Raw genomic sequence first — 16,555 nt, 5'->3', positions numbered from 1 at the left:
ACGTTGATCAAGATTCGCGAAATTGACCACATCGTACTGCGCGTTGTCGACGCCGACCGCATGATCCGCTTCTACACCGAAGTGCTGGGCTGCACCATCGAGCGCCGCCAGGACGAGATCGGCCTGATCCAGCTGCGCGCTGGCAGCTCGCTGGTGGACCTGGTGCCGGTTGATAAAAAGCTGGGCAGGATGGGCGGTGCTGCGCCGGGCAAGGAAGGGCGCAATGTCGACCATTTCTGCTTCCGCGTCGAGCCGTTTGACGAGGCGGCGATCCGCGCCCACCTGAGCGCGCACGACGTGGCGAATGGCCCGTCCGAATCACGCTATGGTGCGGAAGGCGAAGGGCCGTCGATCTATGTCAACGACCCCGAAGGCAACACCGTCGAACTGCGCGGTGCGCCTTACGCGAGCTGATTACTCGTCGTCGTCCTCGTCGTCCTTCTTGAGCTTCGAGGACTTGCGCGCTTCATCGGCGGCAGCTTTCAGCTTGGCCGCATCGCTCATGAATTCATCCACGCTGTGGTCTTTGCTCTGGCGGACTTCGGGCGGCAGGATCACCGACATGTAGAGCTCATCGCGCAGCCGTCCGGCGCCCTCGTAATTCCGCATCAGGATCAGGCCAGAGCCCAGGGCGAGGAACACGGCGCAGGATGAGATGAAGGCGCGCGGCTTGTGCGGCTTCACGGTGCGCAAGTGGTTGTAGATCATCGCCACCAGGATCAGCATCACCACATGGTTGCCGTAGCGCGTGAACATTTCCGCCGACCAGGCATACGCCAGCACGCTGCTCAAAGCCTTCCACGCGCCGATTGCTACCAGTCCGCTGCCAAGGATGAACAGATGGCGTCCAAGGCGTGCATGACCGCCGAAAATGCGATTGGCCAGGGCCCAGACGCCACTCCACACCATGCCGGCGCCGATGCCGGTGACAATCACCAGCAGGTAACGGATGGCCTGGAAGGCGCCCGTATCGGACAGCGCTTCGGTCACGCCGACGAACAGGGCAATCAGCGCCATGCCTGCCAGCGCGGGCACGCCGCCTTCCCAGGCATGCATGGTGGTATCGGTGACTTCGGCTTCAACCGGGAATGCCGCGTCGCGTACGCGCAGGCGGGTGTGGCCGAGGCGCACCACGGTGGTGCCGTTGATCGGGACCGAAGCCTGGCGCTTGCCGTGCACCACGATGCCGTTCTGGCTGCCCAGGTCGCGCATCACGAGCGCACCGTCTTCCGCCAGCTCTACTACGGCGTGGGTAGGCGCGGTATGCGCGTCGTCCAGGATGAAGTCGTTGTTGTATCCGCGGCCGATGGTGATCGGCAGCTTGTCGACGCGGTGGCGATGCAGCACGTCGCCGTTGCGCGCCAGGGTCTCGATGAAGAACGGGCCGTTCATTTCCTGCCCCCGCGCGCCAGCGATTCGAGGAAGGCACGCGAGGCACGCAGGCCGTTTTCATAGGACACGCCGCGCGCATCAAGGCGGCTTTGCAGGTTCATCTTGCCTTCGTCGGTGCTGGAGGTCAGCAGGGCGAAGTCGTACAGGCCGTCGAACTTGCGGTAGGCGCGCACGCACATCACGGCGCGCATCGGCAGGTTGCTGTTCTTGACGAATTGTTCGGTGCACATCGGGCCGGTCAGGCGCTTGTCCTTGTGGCTGCCGAAGCTCTCGTTCTTGAAAGAGTTGCTGGACAGGACAGCGAAGCGCACTTCATCCAGTCCCGTGCTCTTCATGTATTGATGCTGGATCTGCACCTGGCCGGTCTGCAGCGAGCCGGAGACGAACAGCGACGACTCCATCTGGCAATTGGTGACTTCCACCTGGAAGGAATCGCGGTCGTTGGACCGCCCCCAGCAGCGCATCTGTTCCGATTCGCGCACCGGCACCGAGTACGGTCCCATGGCCTTGGCGGACAGCGGTTTTTCCAGCAACTGGTCGATCATGGCCTTCTGGTGCACCAGAAGCTGCTGCGCGACGATGGCGGTGAAGTCCTTCGGCGGCTTGGCCTCCGGATCGACTTTCTTCAGCAGCTCTTGCGCGTAGCGGGCAGGGACCAGGAAGGACACCAGTTCGCCATCGAGGCGCTTGGAGACGTTGATGCCGGCCACCGCGCCATCCACGGTCACGCTCGGGCCGCCGCTCATGCCGGCGTTGATCGGGCCCGTGAACATCAGCTGCTCGTAGAAGCTGCGCGCGATCACGCCGTTGAACGAACCTTCGGAGATGGCAAAGCCCAGGTCGAGCGGATTGCCCAGCGAGTACAGGTACTGGCCTTGCGTCAGGGTGACCGGCTTGTCGCCCAGCTTGAAGTAGCCGGTGCCGTAGCGGTTGACGCGCACCACGGCCAGGTCGTGCAGCACATCGACTGCCAGCAATTCGATATTGCCGCGCTGGCCGGCGGTATCGACCCATTCGCCGGTGTAGGTATCCGGATCAAGTGCGAACTGCGAGACGACGTGGTAGTTCGTCAGCACCAGGTTGGAGGTGCCGACCAGGAAGCCGGAGCCGACCGAGGATTGGGTGCGGCCGGTTTTCAGCAGCGAGCGTACCTGCAGCAGGTCGGCCTTGGCGGCGGAATAGAGTTTTTGCGCGGTGCTCGATGGTGTCGGCAGGGCGACTGCATCGGGGGCTTGGGCCGGAGCCTGCTGGGCGTTGGCTGCTGCGCAGCCCCAGGTCAAAGTCAGTAGTAATGCAAGTTTAGTGAATTTCATCTAATCCTTAGACCTGGGAGTGAGGCGGGGATTACAGTTCGCCGTCTTCGGCGGCTGGCGGGGTGACTGGGGTCATCATGTGCCCCAGCTTGAGCGCCTTGGTATTCAGGTAGTGCTGGTTGAAGGCATTGCGGTTGACCAGCAGCGGCACCCGTTCGGCGACTTCGACGCCAAGGCTGCCCATGGCCGCGATCTTGCGCGGGTTGTTGGTCATCAGCTTCAGGCTCTTCACCCCAAACTGCTTGAGCATCGGTTCAACCAGGGCGTAGTTGCGCTGGTCTGGCTTGAAGCCTAGTTGTTCGTTGGCTTGCACGGTGTCCGCACCTTGCTCTTGCAGGCGGTAGGCGCGCATCTTGTTGATCAAGCCAATGCCGCGGCCTTCCTGGCGCAGGTAGAGCAGCACGCCGCGGCCTTCCTCGGCGATGCGTTTCAGGGCGCCTTCGAGTTGGGCGCCGCAGTCGCAGCGCTGGGAGAACAGCACGTCGCCGGTCAGGCATTCGGAATGGACGCGCGCCAGCACAGGCTCGCCATTGCCGATATCGCCCAGCACCATGGCCAGGTGCTCCTTGCCGGTCGCGTGTTCGACGAAGGCATGCAGCGTGAACTGGGCCCACGGCGTCGGCAAGGCGCACGAGGTGACGTAGTCCAGGTCTTCTTTTACCGGTTGTTCTGCTACGGGCTGCATGATGCTCTTTCAATCTTTGTGTTGTGTAACCCTGCAATCATAACAAAAACCCGGATATTAGGGGTCAGCCCCAAGCCGGATGGCCGTCCCGTCTGACCCCCAACGGTCTCGAACCAGAACCGTTGGCCGCGCCGCAGACTGGGTCTGACCCTGCGGGTCAGACCCAGGTTTACCGGTTTAAGGCAGGTCAAACAGCAGAACTTCGACATTATCGCCACCTGACAGCGTCACCGACTCCTCGCCGGTAATCTTGGCAGCATCGCCACCTTTCAGCTCGGTGCCGTTGACGGTCAGCGTGCCGCGGATCACGTGGACATAAGCCTGCCGCCCCGCGCCCAGCGCATGCACGGCCCCTGCGCCGCCATTCAGGATGGAGGCGTAGATCAACGCGTCCTGGTGCACCAGCACCGACCCCTCACGCCCATCCGGCGATGCGATCAGCCGCAAGGCGCCGGTTTTGCTCTCCGGCGTAAAGTGCTTTTCCTCGTAGCCAGGCTCGATGCCGCCCTGCGAAGGCTGGATCCAGATCTGCAGGAAATGCACGCCTTCCTTGTTCGAGTGGTTGTACTCGGAGTGGCGCACGCCGGTGCCAGCCGTCATGCGCTGCACGTCGCCGTAGTGCAGGACCGAGCCATTGCCCATGCTGTCCTTGTGTTCCAGCGCACCGCTCAGCACATACGAGATGATCTCCATGTCGCGGTGGCCATGGGTGCCAAAACCCTGGCCCGGCGACACCTTGTCCTCGTTGATCACCAGCAGGGGGCCGAAACCGACATGGTTCGGGTCATAGTAGTGGCCGAAAGAGAAGCTGTGTTTCGAATCCAGCCAGCCAAAATTGGCAACGCCGCGGTCTTCAGATTTACGTACTTGCAACATGATTAGCTCCTTGTGCGATAATTTCGATCAGATGTTTCACAGTATAAGTGCGGGCAATCGTGTTAAAAAGCGAATAATTTGCCTGTCTATGATCGAAAAAATCGAATGCTTAGACTCAGCCTGGAAGCCCTGCAAATCGTGGACGCCATCGACCGTGGCGGTTCCTTTGCCGCCGCCGCGCGGGAGTTGTACCGCGTCCCTTCGACCATTTCCTATACAGTCGGCAAGCTGGAAGAGGAGCTTGGGGTGCAAGTGTTCGAGCGCTTCGGCCCGCGCGTTGCACTGACAGCTGCCGGGCACGAACTGCTGAAGGAGGGACGCTACCTGCTCAAGGCGGCGGGCGACCTGGAGCAGCGCGTGCGGCGCGTTGCCTCCGGCTGGGAAACGGAGCTGGCAGTCGGCCTTGACTCTATGTTCGGCGCCGCCGTGCTGGCTCAGGACGTGCGCGCTTTCTATGAGGTCACCCAGCAAACCCGCCTGCGCCTGGTGCAGGAAACGCTCGGCGGCAGCTGGGAGGCCTTGCTGGACCGGCGCGTCGATCTCGTGGTCGGCGCGCCGGGCGACGGTCCGGCCGGGGGCGGTTATGTGTCGCAGCCCATCGGCCGGTTGAAATGGGTGTTCGCGGTCGCGCCGCAGCATCCGCTGGCGCAGCTGCCCGGCCGCCTGGGGCGCAACGCGTTGCAGCTGCACCGCGCGATTGCCACGGCCGATTCCGCACGGCTGCTGGCGCCGCGCACGGTCGGCCTGGTGCTGGGGCAGGACACGCTGACGGTGCCGACCATGCAGGCCAAATTCGACTACCAGTGCGCTGGGCTGGGCTTCGGCTTCCTGCCCGAACGCTGCGCGCGCGAAGCGATTGCTGCCGGCCTGCTGGTGGAAAAGGAAGTGGAAGAGCCCAAGCCCGATGAAACTTTCTACCTCGCGTGGCGCAGCGGCGAGTCCGGCGCAGCCTTGCGCTGGTGGCGGCAGCGCATGGCCGAACCGGGCTTGTTCGAACGTTTATGCTCGCACCTGCCGAAGGTTGCGCTTGGTCAATAAGCGTGTTGCCCGCGCCATCGTCACCATGGCCAAGCAATTGCGGCGGGAAATCGTGGCCGAGGGCGTGGAAACCATCGAACAGATGAGCTTCCTGCGCGACCTGGGCTGCGACCAGCTCCAGGGTTACCTGTTCAGCCAGCCGGTCGGCGCGGCAGGCCTCGAACGCATGCTGCGCGAAGGCAAGCGCTTGGCGGTTACCGGGCGCCAGGCGACGCTGGCTCCATAAAATCACCCATTACTGGACCTTTCTTGGGGCCATGTTGCGGTGCAAACTGTCCCTGCCAACATCGAAAGGGATTGCCATGCTGGACTTCTATTACGTCGCGACACCCCAAGGTCAGCAATTGCTGATGTTCCTGGAAGAGACCGGATTGCCGTTTCGCCGCATTCCCCACGCCAGGTCGCTGGCGATTGTCGACCACTGGCCGATGGATGCCGGCGAACCGTTGCCGCTGCAGGAGTCGGGCGCCATGCTGCTTTACCTGGCCGAAAAGGCCGGTTTCGGCATGCCGGCCGGAATGCGCGCACGGGCAGCGACGAGGCAGTGGCTGTTCTGGCAGAAGTCATTCGAATGCCGCAGCAATGAAACGGGTGGGCTGTACAGTGCGCTCGACAAGGAACTGGGAGGGCAGGCTTACCTGTGCGGGGAGCAATACTCCGTGGCTGACATCGCCTGCTTCCCCTGGGTGAGCGCGCGCGGTGCACGGCTGGCCGCTTATCCCAAGCTGGCGCGCTGGTTCCATGCCGTCAGCCAGCGGCCGGCAACGCAGCGCGCCTACGGCGCTCCGGACAGCGTGGCGCCGCCGGCCGAAAGCGAAGCGCTGGCGGGAGTATTGCCATGAAGCGGACCGATGCGGGCAGCATGTTGTCGGTGGCGGCGATCTGGGGCGCCTCCTATCTGTTCATCCGCGTCGGCGCGCCGGAGTTTGGCGCGGCGGCAATGGGCGGGGTGCGCGCTGTCGCAGCGGCAGGACTGTTGTTGCCGCTGCTGTTGTGGCGTGGCCAGCTCGGCGCACTGCGCAAGCATTGGCGCGGCATCGGCTTTGTTGGCGTGACCAATGCGGCCCTGCCTTTCCTGTTGTTCAATTTCGCCGCGCTGACGATTCCGGCAGGCCTGTCCTCCATCCTGAGCGCGACCACGCCCTTGTTCGCGGCCCTGATCGGCGCCATCTGGCTCGGCGAACGCTTGACCCTCACGCGCATGGCCGGCTTGTCGCTGGGCTTTGGCGGCGTGGTGCTGCTGGTGGCGGGCAAGCTGCACTTCCTGCCGCAACACGACATGCTGCGCACGGTGCTGGCCTCGCTGGCCTGCCTGGCGGCGACGCTGCTGTATGGGATTTCGGGCAATTTCAGCAAGCGCTACCTGGCCGAAGCGCCGCCGCTGGCGGTGGCGACGGGCAGCCAGATGGTGGCTGCCGTGCTCTTGATTGGCCCGGCGCTGGCGCTGTGGCCTGCCGAGCCGCCTTCGGCCAAGGCCTGGGGCGCGGTGCTGGCGCTGGCTGCACTGTGCACGACGTTCGCATACGTGCTGTTCTTTGGATTAATTGCGCGGCTGGGCGCGAGCAAGGCGATGAGTGCGCTGTTCCTGATCCCGGCCTTTGGCGTGCTGTGGGGCTGCCTGTTCCTGGGGGAGACGTTCTCGTTGCAGATGGGATTGAGCTGCCTGGTGATCCTCGCGGGTTGCGCGCTGACCACCGGGCTTGTTGAACCGTCGCGCTGGACGGTTCCGTTCCTGACTAGGCGCGCTTAGCGCTTGTCATCGTTTTTGTGGCTTTGGCGGCCGGCTTCGGCGTGCTGCTCAGGGGTGCCGCCACGGGTGCCGCCACCGCTGCCGCCGCTGCCGCTCTGGCGGCTGCCCGATTCGGACGAGCCGGACTGGCGGTTGCCGTCATTCTTGTGGCTCATGCTGCCGGCCTTGCGCGCTTCTTCCGAGGTGAACTCGTGCGCATTGCCGGAGGCGTGGGCTGCCTTGCCGCCTTCGCTGGCGATTTCACGCTGCTTTTCGGGGTCCATCGATGCGAAGCCACGGTTGCTGGTATCGCCCGACTGTTTGTTCCCGCCGCGGTTGTCTTGATTACTGGATGCCATGATCATCTCCCAATTCGGTTCAAGGAGTCGTCATGGTAGGCGTGGCAGGGGCGCCAATTAATCAGAACACGCTACCAGAGTTTGTAGGACAATGGCTCATTGAAAAGTAACTTTTCGAGGCAGGCCATGTACCTACTGGATCGCTTTACCGCTGCGCAGGAAGGCCTCTACCAACAGGTGGTCAGCGAACTGTCGGCTGGACGCAAGCGCAGCCACTGGATGTGGTTCATCTTTCCGCAGATCGCCGGCCTCGGCGCCAGCGCCATGGCGCAGCATTACGCGATCAGCGGGCTGGCCGAAGCGCAGGCCTACCTGGCGCATCCCGTGCTGGGCGCGCGGCTGCGCGAGTGCAGCGCGCTGGTGCTGGCTGTCCAGGGAGCCACGGTCCATGGTATCTTCGGGTCGCCGGACAATATGAAATTTCATTCGTCGATGACGCTGTTCGCGCAAGCCGCGCCGGACGAAGCGCTGTTCCGCGCTTGCCTCGACAAATATTTTGGCGGCGTGCCCGACCCGGCCACGCTGGACTTACTGCACAAGGAAAAACAATGACCCGTACCATCCTCGACGACGCCCACCTGCACCCGGCCATCCGCGAACGCGTGGCGAAGAACCATGCCGACATCGTGGCGGAAGTGCAGGCGGCCATTGCGGCCAACCGCGTGGTGGTCGTCGGCATGCGCCAGAACCCGTTCCCGAAAAAGACCTGCCGCCTGCTGGACGCGCAAGGCACCAAGTATGCCTACCTCGAATACGGCAGCTACTTCAGCATGTGGCGCCGCCGCACGGCGCTGAAGATGTGGACCGGCTGGCCGACCTTCCCGATGATCTTCATCGACGGCGTCCTGATTGGCGGCTTCAGCGACCTGGAGCGCCTGATCGAGAAGGGCGAATTTACTTCGCTGGTCGCACCGCGACTGCAGGGATGATGGACGCGCTGCCTTTGCGCCTGAATCCCGGCGACGACCTGCGCGGCGCCGTCGAACAGGCGCTGCGCGATGCGGGAGCTGCGGCCGGCTACCTGGTGCAGGGCATCGGCAGCCTGTCTGTGGCGCAGCTGCGCTATGCCGGGCTGGCGCAGCCGACCGAGTTGCTGGGCGACCTGGAAATCCTGACGGTAGCCGGCTCGGTGGCGCCGGACGGCGCCCACCTGCACATGATGCTGTCCGATGCGCGCGGCAGGGTGTTCGGCGGGCACGTGGGCCGCGGCTGCATCGTGCGCACCACGGCCGAGTTGCTGCTGGTGCTGCTGCCGGCGCACCGGTTCTCACGCGAGCACGACCCGCTTACGGGCTTTGCGGAGCTGGCGATTCGGCGCGCGCCAGGCTAGGCTTGCGTTCCTTCTGCAGGCGGGCAGCGACTTGTTCCGCGCCGGCGAAGGCGCGTACCAGGTTGCCGCCGGCCAGCTTGGCAAGGTCCTTGTCGCTCCAGCCGCGGCGTATCAGTTCCGCAAACAGGGCAGGGTAGGTCGATACGTCTTCCAGCCCTTCCGGGTTGATGGAGCCGTAATAGTCGCCGGCGATGCCGACGTGGTCCTTGCCCGCCACGCGCGCCACGTACTCGATGTGGTCGGCCACCATGGCCAGGGTGGCTTTCGGCTGCGGGCCGGCCTTGGCGATATACGCTTCCCTGACGGCCTTGAATTCCGGGCTGTCCGGCCTGGCGCCGGCGGCTGCCGCGGCGTCGCCCAGGCCTTTGCCCCATGCCGCCACCTGTGGCGAGACGAAGGCCGGCACAAACGTTACCATCACCACGCCGCCGTTGGCCGGCAGCCGTTTCAGTACTTCGTCCGGCACGTTGCGCGGATGGTCGTCCAGTGCGCGGGCGCTGGAGTGCGAGAAGATCACCGGCGCCTCGCTGGTGTCGAGCGCCTGCAGCATCACTTCCGTGCTGACGTGGCTCAGGTCCACCAGCATGCCAAGGCGGTTCATTTCGCGCACCACTTCCTGGCCGAAGCGCGTCAGACCGCCGTGCTTGCGTTCACCCATGGCGGCGTCGACCCAGTCCAGCGTGCTGTTGTGGGTCAGGGTCATGTAGCGGGCGCCGAGGTCGTAGTAGGCGCGCAGGGCGCCGAGGCTGTTTTCGATCACGTGGCCGCCTTCCATGCCGATGAAGCTGGCGATCTTGCCTTCGCGTTTGGCCTTGGCGATGTCGCTGCTGCGGGTGGCCAGCACCAGGCTTTCAGGATATTTCGCGATCATGCGGCGCGCCAGGTCGATCTGCTCCAGCTGCTCGACGGCCCAGCCGCTTTTCAGCTCGCCCGGCACGTAGACGCTCCAGAACTGGGCGGACAGCTTGCCTTGCTTCAGGCGCGCCAGGTCGGTTTCGTGCGGGGTGCGCTGGCGCAGGTCGTAGTGGTCCACGTCCATCGGATGGCCGGCGTCTTCGCGGATGGTCCAGGGCAGGTCATTGTGGCCATCGACCAGGGGCACGCGGTCCAGCAGGGCCTGGGCGTGGCGCAGGGCGGCGTCTGCGGCGAAGGCGGGCGAACAGCCCAGGACTCCGCACAGCAGTGTGACGTACAGTCGGTTCAAATTATCTCCGTTGAAATAGCGATTATTTTTCAAGTATGCCGCAGCGCCAAACGCCGGTATACTCTGGCGGTTTAGCAAGACCTGAATCCGGAATTCTTCATGCATCGACATCGCGCACCTGCCAGGGGCTTTACGCTCATCGAACTGATTGTCGTCATCGTCATCCTCGGCATTCTGGCTGCGGTGGCGCTGCCGAAAATGATCAACTTCGGCTCCTCCGCCCGTACCGCATCGATCCAGGCCCTTGCAGGATCGGTCAGGACGTCGATCGGCCTGGTCAAGTCGCTTACCGCGCTGAGGGGCGAAGGCACGCCCGGCGCCCAGGCCAACATCACGTTTGTCGACCTGGACGACACGACCAGCATGCGCGTCTGGAGCGGCTACCCTGACCGCTGGTGCGACGGCATCGGCATTGCGCTGCAAGGCACCAAGATACCGGCCGGCGGCTGCTACCTGTCATCCAGCGCGGTGAAGACCGGCGACTATACTTTCTACGGCTACGGCAATAGCCAGATCCCCGGCGGCGACGCCGGGTGGCGAATCGAGGAGGCGCCGAACCCGACGCAGTGCTCCGTCCGATACAACTACAACGGCAGCGGCACTCCAGTGGTCACAGTGAACACCAGCGGCTGTTAAGGGCGCCTGGGCGCGCGCAGCGGATCGAGCAGGGCGCGCAGGTTGTTGTGGTCGATCTCGTACATCAATGCCAGCAGCGCGCCAAGCTCCCCTTTCGGGAAGCCTTCGCGCGCCATCCAGCCCAGGTAATGGCCTGGCAAGTCGGCCAGCTTGCGGCCCTTGTACTTCCCGTAGGGCATATCGCGCGCCACCAGCATTGCCAGGTATTCCGGGTTCATTCTTCTACAGTGCTTTCACAGGTATGCAGATCTCGCAGGTAAAGCTGCCGTCGGTCTGCGTCGCAAGGTTCTCGTAGCGTTCAAAGCATGGGCGCTCGTCGCATTGCAGCCCGCTGGAAGGCAGCCATTCCTTCATCATGCGGTTCCACACCGGGCCGATGTCGCGCGGCGAACCGGTGTAGCGGGTGACAGCATAGCGCCCGCCGGGCAGATGGGCGACGCTGAATTGCCCGCCGGGCTCGAAACCTTCCGGGATCTCGACGCAGGCATCATAGCGGCACTTGTCGGCCGGTGTGACGCTCGGGTCGTCGTGGCCGATGCCGTAGCAGGTGGCGCCGGCCAGGCCGTGGCCGAGCATCCAGGGCATGACGGCCTGGGCCCAGAACTGGCCGACGGCCGGGCCGTAGGGGCCGATGTGGCGGCGGTAGGCGATGCGGGCAGCTGGCAGGTCGACGATGTTGACTTCCATGATCATTTCTCCGAATGGGTTGTTGGAGACGCCATGTTCGCCGTTCGCGCCTGCGCCGGCCTGACCGTACTTGCTGTTCGCCTGATCCAGATTGCTATTTTGCGCCGCCAGGAACGCGGCCGTGCGCTCGGGCGTGCTGTTGCGCCACTCGGTGGGCGTGCTGCCGAAGCGGGTCTTGAAGGCCCGGGCAAAGGCTTCGCCCGAGCCGAAGCCGGTCGACAGCGCGACCTCGAGCACCGTACCGCCGGCAGCCAGCTTGTGGGCCGCGACTTCCAGGCGGCGCCGGCGCACATAGTCGCCGATGGTCTCGCCCATCCAGCCGGCGAAGATGCGGTGGAAGTGGTAGCGCGAAAAGTTGGCGATGTCGGCCAGGGCCGGCAGGTCAAGCTGCGCGTCCAGGTTGCGGTCGATATGGTCTAGCACCCGGTTCATGCGGCGCTCGTATTCGCTGCGCGGATCGTTCATGCGAGGGGATAGATGCGGTCAAGGCTGCCGGGGCCGAAGTACTTTTCGTATTCCCTGGCAGCGTAGGAATCCATCATGCCGGAAATGTAGTCCACTACCAGCCGCTCGCGCGAATCCTTCAGGCTGCGGATGGCCGGCGGCAGCAGGATGCCGCCCTTGTTGTAGGTCTTGTCGGTCAGGACTTCGAACAGGCCGCGGATGATTTTCTCGCCGCGTTTTTCGTAGAGCTGCACGTCTTTCTTGCGCAGGATGGCGCGCCACAGCAGGCTTTTCAGGCCGCGCGCCAGCAGGCCCTTGGTGCGGTAGCCCAATTCGGGGCCGTGCTTGCCTTCCACCACGGCGATGTCGCGGCACAGTTCATGCACGATCTGCGAGGTCAGCTCCTTGCGCAGCACGATCGAATATTCCTCCGAGCTTTCCTGCATATCGCATTTCAGCGCTTCCTCGTGGGCGTGGTTGGCGATGCTGGCGAATTGCTCGTAGGCGGCGGAAAAGTCCTTGCTGATCCTGAATTCGTGGACGATCTCGCCCCAGGTGATGATGCCGAAGCTCAGCGCATCTTCCACGTCGTGGGCGGCATAGGCGATTTCGTCGGCCAGGTCCATGATCTGGGCGTCGATGCTCTTGCGGACCGTGATGCCGGCGGCGTTGAGCTGTCCGATCAGGAACGCATAGTCATCGTCGTACAGGAATTTCTTCGGATTGTCGGCGCGGCGCTGGAAGTACTTGGTGATGCCGAGCAGGGAGCGCACGGTCAGGTTCAGGCCAGCATAGGCGTGGTGCTTCTTTTCCAGCGTGCGCAGGGTGCGGAAGGCTTGCGCATTGCCCTCGAAGCCGCCGGAACCGGCCGCCAGCTCGTCCAGGATCTTTTCGCCGTAATGGCCGAAAGGCGGGTTGCCGATGTCGTGCGCCAGCGAGCAGGTTTCCGATACCACGCTGCGCTCCAGCCCCAGGTCGGCCGCGATGGAACGGGCGATTTGCGCCACTTCCAGGCTGTGGGTCAGGCGGTTGCGGTTGAAACGGTTGGCGTCGACGCCGAGCAGCTGCATCTTGCCCTGCAGGCGGCGGAAAGAAGACGAATACAGCACGCGCGCATAATCGCGCATGCACTCCTCGCGGCCCTCGCCGCGGCCGTCGGCCTGGGCGTGGACGCGGTATTCGAGCGGCAGTACCAGCGCCTCCTGGGCGCGGGCGAATTCGATGGTCTGTTGGTCGTACATTGTTTTCCTCTGGTTTGCAGGGGATTCTAAGTCGCTTCCGCATTCCGGTGTATATTGCAGCCCAAATTGTTTCACGGCTGGATAATAAAATGTCACCTGTTTCGCTGTTCCTCGTGGTTCTGGCCTATTTCGGCCTGTTGCTGGGCGTGGCCTGGGCCACTTCCCGCAACGCCAACAACGACAGCTTCTTCATCGGGAACAAGAGTTCGAACTGGATGCTGGTGGCCTTCGGCATGGTCGGCACCACGCTGAGCGGTGTGACTTTTATCAGCGTGCCGGGCGCGGTGGGGCGCGACGGCTTTGGCTACATGCAGATCATGATCGGCTATGTACTCGGTTATATCGCCGTGGCCTGCATCCTGCTGCCGCTTTACTACCGCCTGAAACTGACGTCCATCTACCATTACCTCGACGTGCGGCTGGGCCGGCGCTCCTACCAGAGCGGGGCGGCATTCTTCATCCTGTCGCGCACCCTGGGCGCCACAGCGCGCCTGTACCTGGTGGTGAACATCCTGCAGGCGGTGATCCTGGACAGCCTTGGCGTGCCGTTCTGGCTGACCAACCTGGTCATCCTGGCGATGATCCTGCTGTATACCTATGAGGGCGGGGTCAAGACCATCGTCTGGACCGACACGCTGCAGACCACGGGCATGCTGCTTGGCCTGGTGGCCTGCACGGCCTTCCTGCTGAACGAGATGAACCTGGGCCTGCTGGAAAGCCTGGAGCGCATGCGCTCTGCCGGGCTGGCGCGCGTGTTCACGACCGATATCAATAGCCCTGGCAACGCCTGGAAACAGGTGGTGGCGGGCATCTTCATCGTCATCACCATGACCGGCATGGACCAGGAAATGATGCAGAAGAATATCTCGGTCAAGACCCTGGGCGATTCGCAGAAAAACATGCTGGCGCTGAACGCCATCCTGGCCGGCGTGCTGGCGCTGTTCCTGTTCCTCGGCGGCCTGCTGTACCTGTACGCGCCGCAGGTGGGCGTGGCCGCGAGCGGCGACAAGATCTTCCCGGCCGTGGTGATGGGCCATATGCCGGCGCTGCTGCAACTGGTGTTCATCATAGCCCTGATCAGCGCCCTGTTCCCGAGTGCGGATGGCGCGATCACGGCGCTGACATCGTCCTTCTGCATCGACATCCTGGGCCTGAAACGGCGCGGAGACCTGGGCGAGGGCGCGCAACTGCGCATCCGCCACCGGGTGCACCTGGCTTTCTGCGCGCTGTTCCTGCTGCTGGTGATGGTGTTCAAGTGGATCGACAGCGCCAGCATGATCGGCATGATCCTGAAGCTGGCCGGCTACACCTACGGCCCGCTGCTTGGCCTGTTCGCCTTCGGCCTGCTCAGCAAGCGGGCGGTGAACGACAGGCTGGTGCCGTGTGTGGCGCTGGCCGGGCCGCTGCTGTGCGCCCTGATCGACTTTAACCAGCAAAGCCTGTTCGGCAGCTACCGCATCGGCCTGGAGCTGCTGGTCATCAACGGCCTGCTGGTCATGGCTGGGCTTTACCTGATTTCTTCACCCTCCAAGGCGAATGTCGCTTATAGTGTGAAGTAGTTTCATTTTTTGCACTAGGAGTAAAGATGTCCCGCTCTGTTTTCTCGTATGTCCGCGGTGGATTTGCCTGGTTCTGGAATGCCGTGGATAAAAGCCGCCGCGCCACCATGAACTTCCTGTTCCTGCTGGTCGTGGTGCTGCTGATTGCCGCCATGTTCGGCGGCGGCGTCAAGCCCTTGGGCGACAAGACCATGCTGGTCCTGAACCTGGAGGGCTCTTTGGTTGAACAATCGTCCGGCAGCAGCCGTGACGCGCTGATGGCCGGCCTGTCCGGCGGCGAAGTGCACAAATCCGTGCAACTGCGCGATGTCCTGAACGTGCTCGATGCGGCCGCCAAGGACCCGCAAATCGGCGGCGCCGTGCTGGTGCTGGACGAAATGCAGGGCGGCGGCCAGGCCATGCTGCGCGAGATTGGCGCCGCGGTGGACCGTTTCAAGGCCAGCGGCAAGAAGGTCGTGGCCTGGGGCTCCAGTTATAACCAGCGCCAGTACCAGGTCGCGATTCACGCCGACGAAGTCTACCTGCACCCGATGGGCGCAGTGTTCCTCGACGGTTTCGGCAAATACCGCAATTACTACCGCGATGCGCTGGACAAGGTTGGCGTGACTGTGAACCTGATGAAGGTCGGCACCTACAAGAGCTTCGCCGAGCCGTTCATCGCCAACGGCCCTTCGCCGGCGGCGGCGGAAGCGGATGCTTTCCTGTACAACGACCTGTGGGCGCGCTACACCGCCCAGGTGGAGCAGTCGCGCAAGATGCCGGAAGGCGCGCTGATGAAGGCGATCGACAACCTGCCGGCACTGGTGGCTGAAGCAAAAGGCAACCTGGCGCAGGTAGCGCTGGACGCCAAGCTGGTCGACGGCCTGAAAACCAAGGATGAACTGCGCGTCATGATGACCAAGCGCGGCGTGGACGATCCTGCGGCCAAGTCCTTCCGCCAGGTCAACTTCCACGATTACCTGGCGCGCGTCTTCCCTAAACTGACCGGCGACGCGATCGGCGTGGTCATGGCGGTCGGCGAAATCAGCGACGGCGATGCGCCGGCCGGCCAGATCGGCGGCGCGTCGACGGCACGCCTGGTGCGCATGGCGCGCGAAGACAGTTCGATCAAGGCGGTGGTGCTGCGCGTCGATTCGCCCGGCGGCAGCGCTTTCGGCTCGGAGCTGATCCGCCGCGAGCTGGAGCTGACCCGCGCGGCAGGCAAGCCGGTGGTGGTCTCGATGGGCAATGTGGCCGCGTCCGGCGGTTACTGGATTTCGATGGCTTCCGACGAAGTAATTGCCGACCCGGCCACCATTACCGGCTCGATCGGCGTGTTCGCCCTGTTCCCGACCGTGGACAAGGTGATCGACAAGCTGGGCATCCACACCGCCGGACAGACCACCACCTGGCTGGGCGATGCAGGCAATCCGCTGCGTCCGATGGACCCTCGCTTCGGTCAATTGATCCAGGGCGTGATTGGCCACACCTACGAGGAATTCACCGCCAAGGCGGCCAAGGCGCGCAAGACCACGGCTGACAAGATCGATGCCGTGGGCCAGGGCCGCGTATGGACCGGCGTGCAGGCGCAGGAGCGCGGCCTGGTCGATACGCTGGGCGGCTACCAGGATGCGCTGAAGGCGGCTGCACGCCGTGCCAAGATGAGCGGCGAGCCGCGTATCGTCTACATCGAGCGTGAAGTGTCGCGCTTCGACAAGGTGCTGGAGTTCTTCGGCGCCTCGACTGCGAAGGCCGCTGCCGCCAAGGCCTTTGGCGACCAGGCCCGCGCTTCGCTGCTGCCTGCCGGGATGCCGGCTGGCGTGGCTACCGAGGTGGTGCAGGACCTGGGCTGGTTGAACGAAATGACCGCCCAGCGCAAGCCCTTCATGGCGCTGACCCATTGCCTCTGCAGTTCGCCCGATTAGTTTGTAGCAGCTTTGTAAGCAGTTATTACAAGAAACAAGCCGCCAGCCAGTCTGGCGGCTTTTCTTTTGGGGCGCCAGGGCGCTTGAATTGTTTCCGATGTTTCTTGCCTAACGCATTTGCGCCGGGGCGCTGTGCTAGAGTCAATTCGCGTTCTTAC

The 16,555-nt window shown here is 63.7% G+C and carries 20 protein-coding genes; 11 read left to right on the top strand and 9 right to left on the bottom strand.

Annotated elements, in window-relative coordinates; genetic code table 11:
• Window positions 1–3 precede the first annotated feature (3 nt).
• Window positions 4–414, top strand: a complete 411-nt coding sequence (locus ACN9MU_RS22675) for a VOC family protein (protein WP_426162730.1) — start codon at window positions 4–6, stop codon at window positions 412–414.
• On the opposite strand, the gene ACN9MU_RS22670 is transcribed toward ACN9MU_RS22675, so the two are convergent.
• From ACN9MU_RS22670 to ACN9MU_RS22655, 4 genes are all read right to left on the bottom strand, one after another.
• Window positions 415–1,392 (bottom strand): FHA domain-containing protein, encoded by a 978-nt coding sequence (locus tag ACN9MU_RS22670; protein WP_426162728.1) that lies wholly within the window; start codon window positions 1,390–1,392, stop codon window positions 415–417. It abuts the gene before it with no gap.
• Window positions 1,389–2,705: a S1 family peptidase gene (locus ACN9MU_RS22665; RefSeq protein WP_426162725.1), complete on the bottom strand. Its 1,317-nt coding sequence runs from the start codon at window positions 2,703–2,705 to the stop codon at window positions 1,389–1,391. The genes ACN9MU_RS22670 and ACN9MU_RS22665 overlap by 4 nt, the downstream gene beginning before the upstream one ends.
• 31 nt (window positions 2,706–2,736) lie before the next feature.
• Window positions 2,737–3,390 (bottom strand): GTP cyclohydrolase II, encoded by a 654-nt coding sequence (gene ribA / locus ACN9MU_RS22660; protein WP_426162722.1) that lies wholly within the window; start codon window positions 3,388–3,390, stop codon window positions 2,737–2,739.
• Between the two features lie 177 nt (window positions 3,391–3,567).
• Entirely contained in the window at window positions 3,568–4,266 is a 699-nt protein-coding gene (locus ACN9MU_RS22655; protein ID WP_426336168.1) for a pirin family protein, read from the bottom strand.
• 105 nt (window positions 4,267–4,371) lie between these two features.
• Between ACN9MU_RS22655 and ACN9MU_RS22650 the strand changes: the two genes are divergently transcribed.
• The 4 genes from ACN9MU_RS22650 to ACN9MU_RS22635 all read left to right on the top strand — a co-directional run bounded on the left by ACN9MU_RS22650 (window position 4,372) and on the right by ACN9MU_RS22635 (window position 7,054).
• On the top strand, window positions 4,372–5,304 hold the full coding sequence (locus ACN9MU_RS22650; RefSeq protein WP_426336167.1) for a LysR substrate-binding domain-containing protein: 933 nt from the start codon (window positions 4,372–4,374) through the stop codon (window positions 5,302–5,304).
• Entirely contained in the window at window positions 5,294–5,530 is a 237-nt protein-coding gene (locus ACN9MU_RS22645) for an EAL domain-containing protein (protein WP_426343493.1), read from the top strand. Before ACN9MU_RS22650 ends, ACN9MU_RS22645 begins: the two co-directional genes overlap by 11 nt.
• Window positions 5,531–5,606: 76 nt before the next feature.
• Complete coding sequence (locus ACN9MU_RS22640) at window positions 5,607–6,146, top strand: glutathione binding-like protein (protein ID WP_426162713.1); 540 nt, start codon at window positions 5,607–5,609, stop codon at window positions 6,144–6,146.
• Window positions 6,143–7,054: a DMT family transporter gene (locus tag ACN9MU_RS22635; protein ID WP_426162711.1), complete on the top strand. Its 912-nt coding sequence runs from the start codon at window positions 6,143–6,145 to the stop codon at window positions 7,052–7,054. Before ACN9MU_RS22640 ends, ACN9MU_RS22635 begins: the two co-directional genes overlap by 4 nt.
• On the opposite strand, the gene ACN9MU_RS22630 is transcribed toward ACN9MU_RS22635, so the two are convergent.
• Window positions 7,051–7,392, bottom strand: a complete 342-nt coding sequence (locus tag ACN9MU_RS22630) for a KGG domain-containing protein (RefSeq protein WP_426162709.1) — start codon at window positions 7,390–7,392, stop codon at window positions 7,051–7,053. The two genes, ACN9MU_RS22635 and ACN9MU_RS22630, sit on opposite strands and share 4 nt — an antisense overlap.
• Before the next feature lie 126 nt (window positions 7,393–7,518).
• Here ACN9MU_RS22630 and ACN9MU_RS22625 point away from each other — a divergent pair, with 126 nt between their 5' ends.
• The 3 genes from ACN9MU_RS22625 to ACN9MU_RS22615 are packed head-to-tail and all read left to right on the top strand — an operon-like array spanning window position 7,519 to window position 8,722.
• The gene (locus tag ACN9MU_RS22625) at window positions 7,519–7,944 is read left to right on the top strand and encodes a DUF1810 domain-containing protein (protein WP_426343492.1); all 426 of its coding nucleotides are present in this window, start codon (window positions 7,519–7,521) and stop codon (window positions 7,942–7,944) included.
• Window positions 7,941–8,321, top strand: coding sequence for a glutaredoxin domain-containing protein (locus tag ACN9MU_RS22620; RefSeq protein WP_426162705.1), 381 nt, complete (start codon window positions 7,941–7,943; stop codon window positions 8,319–8,321). Before ACN9MU_RS22625 ends, ACN9MU_RS22620 begins: the two co-directional genes overlap by 4 nt.
• Window positions 8,321–8,722 (top strand): PPC domain-containing DNA-binding protein, encoded by a 402-nt coding sequence (locus tag ACN9MU_RS22615; protein ID WP_426323825.1) that lies wholly within the window; start codon window positions 8,321–8,323, stop codon window positions 8,720–8,722. The genes ACN9MU_RS22620 and ACN9MU_RS22615 overlap by 1 nt, the downstream gene beginning before the upstream one ends.
• Here the strand turns inward: ACN9MU_RS22615 and ACN9MU_RS22610 are convergent.
• Window positions 8,679–9,926 carry a dipeptidase gene (locus tag ACN9MU_RS22610; protein ID WP_426343491.1) on the bottom strand — a complete coding sequence of 416 codons (1,248 nt, stop codon included), beginning with the start codon at window positions 9,924–9,926 and terminating at the stop codon, window positions 8,679–8,681. The genes ACN9MU_RS22615 and ACN9MU_RS22610 overlap by 44 nt on opposite strands.
• A 99-nt stretch (window positions 9,927–10,025) precedes the next feature.
• On the opposite strand from ACN9MU_RS22610, the gene ACN9MU_RS22605 reads away from it, so the two are divergent.
• The gene (locus ACN9MU_RS22605) at window positions 10,026–10,562 is read left to right on the top strand and encodes a pilus assembly FimT family protein (RefSeq protein ID WP_426318637.1); all 537 of its coding nucleotides are present in this window, start codon (window positions 10,026–10,028) and stop codon (window positions 10,560–10,562) included.
• Here ACN9MU_RS22605 and ACN9MU_RS22600 read toward each other — a convergent pair.
• From ACN9MU_RS22600 to dgt, 3 genes are read right to left on the bottom strand one after another with little or no spacing between them, the layout of a single operon-like run.
• The gene (locus tag ACN9MU_RS22600; RefSeq protein ID WP_426318636.1) at window positions 10,559–10,780 is read right to left on the bottom strand and encodes a DUF3820 family protein; all 222 of its coding nucleotides are present in this window, start codon (window positions 10,778–10,780) and stop codon (window positions 10,559–10,561) included. The two genes, ACN9MU_RS22605 and ACN9MU_RS22600, sit on opposite strands and share 4 nt — an antisense overlap.
• A 4-nt stretch (window positions 10,781–10,784) precedes the next feature.
• Window positions 10,785–11,714: an AraC family transcriptional regulator gene (locus tag ACN9MU_RS22595; protein WP_426318635.1), complete on the bottom strand. Its 930-nt coding sequence runs from the start codon at window positions 11,712–11,714 to the stop codon at window positions 10,785–10,787.
• On the bottom strand, window positions 11,711–12,934 hold the full coding sequence (dgt, locus tag ACN9MU_RS22590) for a dGTP triphosphohydrolase (RefSeq protein ID WP_426318634.1): 1,224 nt from the start codon (window positions 12,932–12,934) through the stop codon (window positions 11,711–11,713). The genes ACN9MU_RS22595 and dgt overlap by 4 nt, the downstream gene beginning before the upstream one ends.
• An 89-nt stretch (window positions 12,935–13,023) precedes the next feature.
• Here dgt and ACN9MU_RS22585 point away from each other — a divergent pair, with 89 nt between their 5' ends.
• Window positions 13,024–14,493, top strand: a complete 1,470-nt coding sequence (locus tag ACN9MU_RS22585) for a sodium:solute symporter (RefSeq protein WP_426343490.1) — start codon at window positions 13,024–13,026, stop codon at window positions 14,491–14,493.
• Window positions 14,494–14,519: 26 nt separating this feature from the next.
• A complete protein-coding gene (sppA, locus tag ACN9MU_RS22580; protein ID WP_426336161.1) occupies window positions 14,520–16,397 on the top strand; it encodes a signal peptide peptidase SppA in 1,878 nt (625 codons plus the stop codon).
• The last annotated feature ends 158 nt before the right edge of the window (window positions 16,398–16,555 follow it).

It is taken from the genome of Pseudoduganella sp. R-32, from assembly GCF_049913245.1.
Taxonomy (GTDB): domain Bacteria; phylum Pseudomonadota; class Gammaproteobacteria; order Burkholderiales; family Burkholderiaceae_D; genus Rugamonas.
The sequence above is the reverse complement of the archived record's forward strand: the minus strand, read 5'-3'. Positions and strand labels throughout refer to the sequence as shown.